Source organism: Oceanicola sp. S124 (genome assembly GCF_000220565.1).
Taxonomy (GTDB): Bacteria; Pseudomonadota; Alphaproteobacteria; order Rhodobacterales; family Rhodobacteraceae; genus Pseudooceanicola.
In genome coordinates, this window is record NZ_AFPM01000239.1 from 1 (window position 1) to 2,884 (window position 2,884).

Here is a 2,884-nt window from a genome sequence, read left to right on the forward strand (position 1 = left end):
GAGCCCCCCGGCCGAAGCGCCGATCGCGACAAGCGGCATGCCGCCACTGCCTTCGCCGCTGCCTTCCGACCCATCCATCTGAACCGCCCACCACACTGTTTCCAAGGCCATCTAATTCTGATTAAGATTCTTATGCAACCATCCCGCGATCCATTAGGGGGGCAATTTGGCACGTATACTTATCGCCGATGACGATCCCGATTACCTCTCGGCCTTTTCCGAAGGGCTAAAGGTTCTTGGCCATGACATTCACGGCGTCGGCTCCGGGGAAGAGGCGCTGACGGCGCTGGCGGGGCAGGATTTCGACGTGGTGTTCCTGGATGTCTTCATGCAGGGCGGCGGGGCCATCAGCCTGCTGCATGCGGTGAACGAGGCCGCGCCCGGCATGCCCGTCGTGGTCATCACCGGCAAGGCCGGCATGCTCGACTCGCCCATCCTCACGGAGGGGCTGCGCTTCGCCAGCGCCAAGATCAGCAAGATGACGCAGCTGAGCGAACTTGACAGGCTGGTGCGCAGGTTGACCCCGGAGACCGGCGGATGAGGCCGCCGCCGCCCCGGGGCGGATGATGGCGCGCCGGGGCGGCATCTCTGGCGAAGGGGCGGGGCCGCTGGCCTGGCTGCGGCGTCGTCTGGGCGCATCTGGTCCCGTGCGGGACGGCCTCGACGCGCTCGAGGCCCTGCCGACGGCCATTGTCATCAGCGATGGCTACGGGCGCCCGCTTGGCGCCAACCGGGCCGCGCGCGACCTTGCCGGGGGCGGCGCCCTCGACGCCTGGCTCTATGATGCGCCCTTCCACGATCCCGAGAGCCGGGGCAGCCTGCGGCCAGCCGAAAGACCGATGGCGCGGCTGCTGGCCGACACCGGACTGGTCGAAGTCTATGCCGCGCTGATGGACGCCGAGGGATCAGAGCAGATCCTGCGCTTTACCCGCACCATCCTTCCCGGCCCGCCCGCGCGGCTGGTGGTCTGCATCGAGGACGGCGCGGCGCTCTGGCACCTGCATCGCCGCGGCGAGGCGACCGACAGGCTCGAATCGATCGGCCAGCTTTCGGGGGGCATCGCCCACGACATGGCCAACCTGCTGGGGGTGATCCGCCTGTCAGCCGATGCGCTGACCCTGACCGGCAAGGACGCGGCGAACACCGCTGCCGTGGCGTCGATCCAGGCCGCCTGCGACCGGGGCGGGGCCCTGATCGATCACCTGCTGGCCATTGCGCGTCGCGAGGACGGGGCCCGCTCGGAGATCGAGATCGCGCCGTTCCTCGACACGCTGCGCCAGTTGATCCGGCGCACCACCCCGGCGCATCTCCGGCTGGAGGTCGATGGCGGCCCCGAGGGCCTCGTGGTCACCTGTGACCGGGGCGGGCTTGAGAACGCGCTGCTGAACCTTGCCATCAATGCCCGCAACGCCCTTCAGGATCAGGGCACCGCCGAGGGGCTCATCCGCATTGCGGCCCGGCGCGGCGGCGGGGCGGGAATGGTGCAGTTCGACGTCACCGACGACGGGCCGGGCATGCAGCCAGCCGTCCTCGAACGCGCCACCGAGGCTTTCTTCAGCACCCGCGCACGCAGCGGCGGCACCGGACTGGGGCTTGCCATGGTCTCGACCTTTGCCGAGGTCTCGGGGGGCAGCATGCGGATCGAGAGCGCCCCCGGCGAGGGCACGCGGGTCGTCCTGACCCTGCCCGTAGAGGGCCCCGCCGACAGCCCGGCCGTCGCCGAAGCGCAGGAGGTGTCCCTGGCAGGCCTGCGCCTGCTGGTGGTCGAGGACGACCCCCTGTTCGGCGAGGTCCTGTCTCAGGCGCTGCACCTTTCGGGCGCCGAGGTTACCCTTGTGCCCGAGGCCGGCCCGGCCCTGGCCGCGGCACAGGACTTCACGCCGGATCTGCTGATCACCGACATCGTGCTGCCCGGACCGCTGAACGGCCACCAGCTGGCGCAGCAGCTGCGGCAGCGCCATCCCGATCTGCGGGTGATCTATGTCTCGGGTTATGCCGCCCCCAGCCATCTGCCCGGAGACCATGTCCCCGGGGCCTTCCTGCGCAAGCCCGTCTCGGTGGCGACCATGACGAATACCATCGCCCGCAGCCTCGGCCGGGCCGCGACCTGACCGCCGTCAGCGCACCTCGGCGCCGAAGCTTGCCCGGGCACAGGACGGCATGTCGCCCCCGGCCTCGTCCGCCTCGACGGCGGCGCCCTCTTCGTCCGGGCAATCGTCCTCTCCGGCCAGCCATCCCCTGGGGAGGTCCTCCAGCAGATGCTCGCCGCGCCGGGGGCGTCCGAAGCCGTAGCCCTGCCCCAGGTCACACCCCATCTCGAAGAGAAGCTGCGCCTGTTCCTCGCTCTCTACCCCTTCGGCAACGACGCGGAAGCCAAGATCCTGTGACAGTTGCAGGATCGAGCCGACAATCGCCCGGTCGCGGCTGTTCAGGCAGATCATCTGCACGAAGGAGCGGTCGATCTTCAGCATGTCGACGGGCCATGTCCGCAGGTGCTTCAACGCGCCGTAGCCCGTGCCGAAATCATCCAGGGCAATCTCGGCGCCGCGATGGCGCAGCTCGGTCAGCGAGCGGAAGATCTGGCCGTTGTCGCCGCCCATGACCACCGTCTCCTGCACCTCGACCACCAGGTCCGACCAGTCCAGCTGATGCTCGGCCAGCAGCACCTGAAGATCGAAGACGAACTCCCTGTCCATCAGGTCGAAGTAGGTCAGGTTGAGCGACAGCTTGGTGCCCGGATCCATCTGCCCGCGCGCGCTGCCAAAGATGCGGAACGCCTCGCGCGCCATATGGCGGGTCAGGCGATTGGCCAGCTCGGGGTCGGTGAAGACCGACTCGAAGCTGTCCGGGGCCATCAGCCCATGGCGCGGATTGTCCCAGCGGC

Annotated in this window: 3 protein-coding genes; 2 read left to right on the plus strand and 1 reads right to left on the minus strand. The window is 69.0% G+C overall.

Going from position 1 to position 2,884, the window contains the following annotated elements:
* The first annotated feature begins 166 nt into the window (after positions 1-166).
* Both OS124_RS0116610 and OS124_RS0116615 read left to right on the plus strand, forming a co-directional pair.
* Positions 167-541, plus strand: coding sequence for a response regulator (locus OS124_RS0116610; RefSeq protein ID WP_010140936.1), 375 nt, complete (start codon positions 167-169; stop codon positions 539-541).
* A gap of 25 nt (positions 542-566) precedes the next feature.
* A complete protein-coding gene (locus OS124_RS0116615; protein WP_168161481.1) occupies positions 567-2,111 on the plus strand; it encodes an ATP-binding protein in 1,545 nt (514 codons plus the stop codon).
* Between the two features lie 6 nt (positions 2,112-2,117).
* Here the strand turns inward: OS124_RS0116615 and OS124_RS25010 are convergent.
* The coding region (locus tag OS124_RS25010) for an EAL domain-containing protein (protein ID WP_010140939.1) at positions 2,118-2,884 on the minus strand (767 nt) is incomplete at its 5' end.

Bases quoted from the DNA above. Each gene is read 5' to 3' on its own strand.
- OS124_RS0116615 (WP_168161481.1), top strand. From the start codon at position 567: ATGGCGCGCCGGGGCGGCATCTCTGGCGAAGGGGCGGGGCCGCTGGCC.